Source organism: Anabaena sp. AL09, assembly GCF_001672255.1.
Classification (GTDB): Bacteria; Cyanobacteriota; Cyanobacteriia; order Cyanobacteriales; family Nostocaceae; genus Dolichospermum; species Dolichospermum lemmermannii.
Window position 1 is genome coordinate 749 of record NZ_LJOQ01000063.1, and the last position, 7,860, is coordinate 8,608.

Here is a 7,860-nt window from a genome sequence, read left to right on the forward strand (position 1 = left end):
TTGAAAATATTAAAACCTCAAATCCAATCGGTGTAGGGGTTTCAGGGATATTTTACCGAAAATATCATAAAGGGAGCGGTAGAGCCAAAAACTGAAACTCTTGAAACTTTAATAATCAAATTGCATCAAAGACATTTAAAACTTTAGGTTGCATCATAAAAATGGTTTGCACTCCCGCTGAAAACTTCAACAATTCACTGACCATTGCTTCTAAACCCAAGAATGAAGCGGGTTTAGCTCCTTTACTTTTGACTGTATTGGAATTGGTGCGCCAGTTGATGGAAGCTCAAGTAATTCGGCGCATGGAAGAGGATTTACTGAGTGAACCTGACTTAGAACGGGCAGCAGACAGTCTGCAAAAGTTAGAAGAACAAATCTTACATTTGTGTGAGATGTTTGAGGTTGACCCGGCAGATTTGAATATAAATTTGGGAGAGATTGGGACTCTTTTACCATCTTCCGGTTCTTATTATCCAGGTCAACCCAGTAGTCGTCCTTCTGTATTAGAGCTATTAGATCGACTTTTAAATACTGGAATTGTTGTAGATGGTGAGATAGATTTAGGTATCGCTCAAATCGATCTTATTCACGCTAAATTACGTTTAGTTTTGACATCAAAACCAATTTAATCCCAATTTATCAATCATAAATTTAGGTTTAATTTATTCACAGCTTATGAGTATTCCTCTTTATTTGTACGGCATTTTTCCAAATACAATTCCTGAAACTCTTGATCTTGAAGGATTGGATAAGCAACCTGTTCATAGTCAAGTGGTTGATGAGTTTTGTTTCTTATATTCAGAGGCTCGTCAAGAAAAATATTTGGCTTCTCGCCGTAATTTGTTAACTCATGAAAAAGTTTTAGAACAAACAATGCATGCGGGTTTTCGTGTTCTTCTCCCCCTGCGGTTTGGATTAGTGGTTAAAGATTGGGAAACCATCATGAGTCAATTGATTAATCCCCATAAAGATCAATTGAATCAATTGTTTCAAAAATTGGCAGGCAAAAGAGAGGTAAGCATTAAAATTTTCTGGGATGCTAAAGCGGAATTACAAACCATGATGGAGTCTCATCAGGATTTGAAGCAGCAGCGCGACAACATGGAAGGCAAAAAGTTGAGTATGGAGGAAGTCATCCAAATTGGACAATTAATTGAAAGTAATCTCCTAGCCCGCAAACAAGCTGTAATTGAAGTTTTCTCTCAGGAACTAAATCCTTTCGCTCAGGAGATTGTAGTCAGTGACCCCATGACGGAAGAAATGATTTACAATGCAGCCTTTTTGATTCCTTGGGAAAGTGAATCTGAATTTAGTGAACGTGTTGAAGTGATTGATCAGAAATTTGGCGATCGCTTACGTATTCGCTACAACAATTTTACTGCTCCCTACACATTTGCCCAGCTTGATTCATAGGAGTTATTACGATGCTGACGAAACTGTTACTACTGCCCATTATGGGTCCTCTGAATGGAGTTGTCTGGATTGCAGAGCAAATCCAAGAGCGGACTAACACTGAATTTGATGCCCAAGAAAATTTGCATAAACAATTATTAAGCTTGCAACTTTCCTTTGATATTGGCGAAATTGGTGAGGAAGAATTCGAGATTCAAGAAGAAGAGATTCTTTTAAAAATTCAAGCCTTAGAAGAGGAAGCACGCTTGGAACTAGAAGCTGAACAAGAGGAAGCACGCTTAGAATTAGAATCTGAACAGGAAGACTTTGAATATCCACCTCAGTTCACAGCAGAAGTTAATAAAGATCAACATCTCGTCTTGTTACCTTAGGATTGATGGGCGCAAGTAAGCCACCTCTTTTTATCTTCAAAACCCTTAGAAAACGGTAATTGGGAATTATCCTATAGGAATCCTATTTGATTGTTGAAAAATTGAGAAAGTCCAAGCCTTTCCTGATCGGTGTTACAATCTAAGTATATTGAGTAAAATTCAAATAGGATGGTTATATAACTAGTACAGAATAGCGTTAGTCAACCAACGGCTCGACTGAGATTTAGGTGTGAGAGCAGTCGAACGTCCATTAAAAATACCTAAAAAGCCTGTCTCGGCTACTTTTTAGCGATTAAGAATGGTTGGTTTATTTACGCCGTTCTGTACTAGTACAATGTTTAGATGAAGTTTAAGTTGATCATAAAGAACCCGCTTTCGCGGGTCAAATGTGGAAAATGTGTTCATATTTTGCCAAATTTATCAAGATTTAAGATCTTAATATTCAACCTCGAAAGTTTGGTAATTATTCGACTCAACAAAAATATTTGAACGCACTATATTTTGAGCAGTATTTGAGTGAGGTTGACGCAATTTATGAATCGTTTTTTCTGTCGCTTCTATCTGTTGATTGAGGATATCTAAGCGTTGTTGAAGTAAACCCATTCGTTCTTTAATAGAATACATATCTCGCTGAATACGTTGTTTCTCCGTCACCATTTTATAAAGATCCAATTGACTTGATGCATCAGACTTAGGCCGAGGCATTGTGCTAATTTTAGCTCTGCTAATACTGCGATTACTAACTGTTTTCATGAAAAATACCTGAATATTTTTTATCATTATAACCAAGTTTTTGTAATTGTAAATCCCCAAATTATCTGGAAAAAAATTTATCCCTTATTTCAATGAATATGAACTTTAGGTACTTCGTAACAGCAAATATTTTTATCTAGGTGAAATATATGGAATTAGAAAATCTCTACACTTATGCTTTTTTGGAAATACCTAGCTCTCCCTTGATTTTGCCACAGGGTGCTGCTAATCAAGTAGTGCTAATTAATGGTACTGAACTTGCGGCTATTGTCGAACCGGGGATATTTTTAGAATCATTTGAAAATAATGATGAAAAAATTATCCAAATGGCTTTACATCATGATCGAGTAATTTGTGACCTTTTTCAACAGATTACAGTTTTACCCTTGCGGTTTGGAACTTATTTTACTTCTACAAATAATCTGCTAAACCATTTAAAATCCCATGAAAAAGAATATCAGAATAAGCTAGAAAAGATCAATGGTAAAAACGAATTTACTTTAAAATTGATCCCACGAATGATAGAAGAAATAGTACCATCTGAAGGGGGAGGTAAGGATTATTTCTTAGCTAAAAAGCAACGCTATCAAAACCAAAATAACTTTAGTATTGCTCAAGCAGCAGAAAAACAAAATCTTATTGATTTAATCACCAAAGTTAATCAATTACCCGTTGTTGTTCAAGAACAAGAGGAACAAATACAGATTTACCTCTTAGTTAGTTGTCAAGATAAGACCTTACTTTTAGAACAGTTTTTAACCTGGCAGAAAGCTTGTCCAAGGTGGGATCTACTTTTAGGAGATTGTCTTCCTCCTTACCACTTTATTTAATGATTATTTATTAAGTAAGTCGGCGCAAAGAAACCAAACTATGTAAAGATAAGTAAATACGGAAAATAAATCTACTGAGGTGATTAAAATATGGGCGCTCGTTTAAGGGTATTTTTAACTCGTGAGCAAGATAAGTACAAAACGTATTAAATTCAACAAACATACTCCTTCTTAACTTTTCCTTACATAGTTATAAACTTTTCCGCCGACCTACTTACTTAGTCTTTTCGTTAATTTTTTAACTTTATTATGAACCAGTACGACTCACTTAATTTGGTCATGTTTAGCGGCAAAGGTGGAGTTGGCAAAACTACCACTTCTTGCAGTTTTGCTCGTTATTGGGCAAAACAGTTCCCAGAAGAAACAATTTTGTTACTTTCTACAGATCCGGCACATTCTTTAGGAGATGTATTACTGGTAGAAGTGAAAGATTATGCTTCACCATTAACAGATTTGCCTAATTTGAGTGTTCAGGCTTTAGATGCTGAAAAACTGCTCTTAGAATTTAAGGCCAAATATAGCGAATTTTTAGAACTACTGGTTGAGCGGGGAAGTCTAGCAGACGGACAAGATTTAGCCCCAGTTTGGGATTTGAACTGGCCTGGTTTAAATGAATTAATGGGGTTACTAGAAATCCAACGTCTACTGTCTGAAAAAAAAGTAGATCGCATAGTAGTTGATATGGCTCCTTCTGGTCATACCTTAAACCTATTGCGATTGAAAGATTTCTTAGATGTGATTTTAAATTCATTAGAGTTATTCCAAAAAAAGCATCAGGTGATCACAGAAACTTTGACCAGAAAAAACTATACTCTTGATGAAGTTGATGACTTTTTGGCTGATCTAAAATTTCAATTAGCAGAAGGGAGACGACTGCTACAGGATAATCAATTTACAGGTTGTATAGTTGTCGCCATTTCCGAACCTATGTGTTTTGCCGAAACCGAGCGATTCATAGAAAGTTTAAAAAACCTAGATGTTCCCTATGCGGGAATAATAATCAATCGAATTTTGGCAAATTCAGATACAGAGCTAGACCGCTATGCAGAACAGCAAAACTTCATCAATAAATTCCTCAAAATTTCCCCAAAAAAACCCGTTTTCATAGTACCACAACAGCAATTCCCACCTTTAGGAGGGTTAGCATTAGATAATCTAGCAGGACAAATTCAAAATATTGATCAAGTGGAACTCGCTTCTCCACCACCAATTCAATGGCCGACTAAAATTCTACCTAGCTTTACTGATTTTGTAGCGGAAGGCTGTCAATTGATTGTTGTCGGTGGCAAAGGAGGAGTTGGTAAAACCACAGTGTCAGCAGCCATGGCCTGGGCTTTTGCTAATCGTTATCCTGATAAAAACATTCGCGTAATTTCCATAGATCCTGCTCATTCCTTGGGAGATGCTTTTGGTGAAAAATTAGGCCATGAACCAAAATTATTAGCTCCCAATTTAAGTGGACAGGAAATTAATGCTGAGAAAATATTAGATCAATTTCGTGCCGATTATCTTTGGGAATTGGCGGATATGATTAGTGGTGAAGGAACAGAAGCAGACGCAACAATAAATATTGCCTATCTTCCAGAGGCTTGGCGGCAGATTATGTCTCAAGCTTTACCAGGTATTGATGAGATGCTATCTCTAATCACCATCATGGATTTATTAGACAGCAACCAGCAAGATTTGATTATTCTAGATACAGCACCCACAGGTCATCTTCTGCAATTTTTGGAAATGCCAACTGCATTAGGAGATTGGTTATCTTGGATATTTAAGTTATGGATGAAATATCAGAATGTCTTGGGTCGAGTTGATTTCATTGGGCGGTTGCGAAATCTGCGCCAACAAGTGGTTAAAGCTCAGAAGAAATTAAAAAACCCAAAGCATACCCAATTTGTGGGTGTAATTCAGGGAGAAGCGGCAATTATAGCTGAACATATTCGCTTAACAGAATCTCTAAAAACCATAGGAATTCAACAGCGTTATGTGGTACAAAATCGCTACACTCAAGATGTAGAGATTGAGAGCAGCTTATTTTCACAGCAAACAATTATTCGCTTACCTAAGTTACCCAGATCTGTCGAACCCATGGCCAGAATTCAAGGTGCCGCCAATCTTTTATTTTAAGTGGATAATGTAGCCAAGAACAATACCTTGTCCAAATCGAAAAAAGTCTTGATTTGTAGGTTGGGTTGAGGTACGTTCACGAAGTGTGGCGTATCCCTGCGCTCGCCGGAGGCATCAGCCATAACCCAACATGAGCGTCGGTTTGCGCGGTCGCTTAACCCGACCTACAAAAAATGGACTATTTTAAGTGGATAATGTAGCCAAGAAACAATGGTTTTTTTAGAGTCAATTTTTGGAGGAATCTGATGAGTGATTTATTTAAGGGATTTGAGCAGTTACTAGAAATAGTAAAAGCTCTGGAAGAAAAAGCAGAAAACGGAGAAATCAAGACCAATGTCCAGTTTAACTCCCGACCCCTAAGCAGTATTCCCAGAACAGGAAATATGCCCCGTACCAGTAATATGGGGGGTAATATGGGCAGTATGGGTAATGATGTGGGTACAAGTCGGATGAACACTCAATCCCCCCCAGCTTCTGGTGCAGGTCCCTCAGATCCAGTTGTTCCTCCCGATCCTACTTCAGGTATTGCTCTTAAAGATATCGGTGGACTGAGCGAAATTCTCAAAGAACTCAAAGAACTGGTTGCTATTCCTTTAAAACGCCCTGACCTACTGGCTAAATTAGGACTAGAACCCACCCACGGTGTATTATTAGTTGGTCCGCCAGGAACGGGCAAAACCCTCACCGCCCGGGCTTTGGCAGAGGAACTGGGCGTTAATTACATTGCTATTGTCGGTCCTGAAGTCATCAGTAAATATTACGGTGAAGCGGAACAAAGATTGCGCGGTATTTTTGAAAAAGCCGCCAAAAATGCTCCCTGTATTATTTTTATTGATGAAATTGATAGCCTCGCCCCAGACCGCAGTGCCGTAGAAGGGGAAGTTGAAAAGCGTCTGGTTGCCCAATTATTAGGCTTAATGGACGGTTTTTCCCATAGCCCAGGGGTGATTGTTCTCGCGGCTACCAACCGCCCTGACCACCTTGACCCTGCCCTGCGAAGACCAGGACGATTTGACCGGGAAGTTCATTTTCGCATTCCTGATATCAACGGCCGCAAAGAAATCCTGCAAATTCTCACCCGTTCCATGCCCTTGGATAACACCGTTGACCTCGATTTTATCGCCGAGCGGGCGGTGGGATTTGTGGGGGCTGATTTGAAGGCCGTTTGTCAAAAGGCTGCTTACACAGCTTTGCGTCGTCAAGTTCCTTCTATAGAGGTGCAAGCGCCAGAAAACATGACGGTTATTCAAACTGATTTTTTACAGGGACTAAAGGAAATCAAACCGGCTGTACTTCGCAGTGTGGAAGTTGAAGTTCCCCAAGTTGCTTGGGATGATATTAGTGGTTTAGAGAATATTAAGCAAACCCTGCGAGAATCTGTAGAAGGGGCGCTTCTTTATCCAGAACTTTATCTACAAACTAAGGCTATTGCTCCCAAGGGGATTTTGCTATGGGGTCCTCCGGGAACTGGTAAAACTTTATTGGCAAAGGCTGTGGCTTCCCAGGCCAGGGCTAATTTTATTGGTGTCAATGGACCAGAGTTACTGACCCGTTGGGTGGGCGCTAGTGAACAAGCAGTGCGGGAATTATTTGCTAAGGCGCGACAAGCAGAACCCTGTGTCATATTCATTGATGAAATTGATACATTAGCTCCGGCAAGAGGAACTTACAGCGGTGATTCTGGCGTGAGTAACCGGGTAGTAGGGCAATTATTAACTGAATTGGATGGTGTAGAAGTCGGTGCAAGTATTCTGGTCATTGGGGCGACAAACCGTCCTGATGCTCTTGACCCAGCGTTATTACGGGCAGGTAGGTTAGATCTACAACTTAAAGTAGATTTACCTGATTTGGCCAGTCGTTTAGATATTTTGCAGGTCTATACTCAGGGACGACCATTATTAGACGTGAATTTAACATATTGGTCTGAAGTCACAGAAGGCTGGAATGGCGCTGATTTAGTGTTGCTGTGCAATCAAGCTGCTGTGGAAGCTATTCGCCGTTTCCGAGGGCAAGGACAGACAGATCCTGCTGATATCACAATTACTAATGATGATTTTGAATATTCTCATCAGGTTTTAGTCAGTCAACGTCATGATTAGTTAGATTCTCACTGTTACCCCTGGCTGCAAGGAATTTGTCCGGGGGTCGGAAAACATAGAAAAGTAAGTGCAATGGCCATACTACTGGTAATTGTTTTCAGCGTCGCTTTAGTGAGTTTGAGAAATTTGTTTGCGCTTCGGTTTTGTCATTTTATGTTTGTTTTCAGAGAGTGACAAAGAGGGTGTTTGAAAAGTCGGACAAGTTGTAAAAAAGCTCTCTCAGTATAAGCTGTAAATAGATAATAGACAGCACGGAGAGAGTAACAT

7 protein-coding genes are annotated in these 7,860 nt (G+C 39.3%); 6 read left to right on the plus strand and 1 reads right to left on the minus strand.

The features are described from left to right. Positions 1 to 161 precede the first annotated feature (161 nt). The 3 genes from AN490_RS12550 to AN490_RS12560 are packed head-to-tail and all read left to right on the plus strand — an operon-like array spanning position 162 to position 1,784. Entirely contained in the window at positions 162 to 629 is a 468-nt protein-coding gene (locus AN490_RS12550; RefSeq protein ID WP_015080756.1) for a gas vesicle protein GvpJ, read from the plus strand. A 46-nt stretch (positions 630 to 675) separates the two neighbouring features. Next, positions 676 to 1,413, plus strand: coding sequence for a GvpL/GvpF family gas vesicle protein (locus tag AN490_RS12555; protein ID WP_300003640.1), 738 nt, complete (start codon positions 676 to 678; stop codon positions 1,411 to 1,413). 11 nt (positions 1,414 to 1,424) lie between these two features. Continuing rightward, the gene (locus AN490_RS12560; RefSeq protein ID WP_300003642.1) at positions 1,425 to 1,784 is read left to right on the plus strand and encodes a gas vesicle protein GvpG; all 360 of its coding nucleotides are present in this window, start codon (positions 1,425 to 1,427) and stop codon (positions 1,782 to 1,784) included. A gap of 435 nt (positions 1,785 to 2,219) precedes the next feature. On the opposite strand, the gene AN490_RS12565 is transcribed toward AN490_RS12560, so the two are convergent. Further along, positions 2,220 to 2,489: a gas vesicle protein gene (locus AN490_RS12565; RefSeq protein ID WP_271822647.1), complete on the minus strand. Its 270-nt coding sequence runs from the start codon at positions 2,487 to 2,489 to the stop codon at positions 2,220 to 2,222. Positions 2,490 to 2,686: 197 nt separating this feature from the next. On the opposite strand from AN490_RS12565, the gene AN490_RS12570 reads away from it, so the two are divergent. The 3 genes from AN490_RS12570 (at position 2,687) to AN490_RS12580 (ending at position 7,593) form a co-directional block, all read left to right on the plus strand. Further along, the gene (locus AN490_RS12570) at positions 2,687 to 3,367 is read left to right on the plus strand and encodes a GvpL/GvpF family gas vesicle protein (RefSeq protein ID WP_271822646.1); all 681 of its coding nucleotides are present in this window, start codon (positions 2,687 to 2,689) and stop codon (positions 3,365 to 3,367) included. Between the two features lie 249 nt (positions 3,368 to 3,616). Next, on the plus strand, positions 3,617 to 5,494 hold the full coding sequence (locus tag AN490_RS12575) for an ArsA family ATPase (protein ID WP_300003646.1): 1,878 nt from the start codon (positions 3,617 to 3,619) through the stop codon (positions 5,492 to 5,494). A gap of 245 nt (positions 5,495 to 5,739) precedes the next feature. Next, positions 5,740 to 7,593 (plus strand): AAA family ATPase, encoded by a 1,854-nt coding sequence (locus AN490_RS12580; RefSeq protein ID WP_300003648.1) that lies wholly within the window; start codon positions 5,740 to 5,742, stop codon positions 7,591 to 7,593. Positions 7,594 to 7,860: the final 267 nt, after the last annotated feature.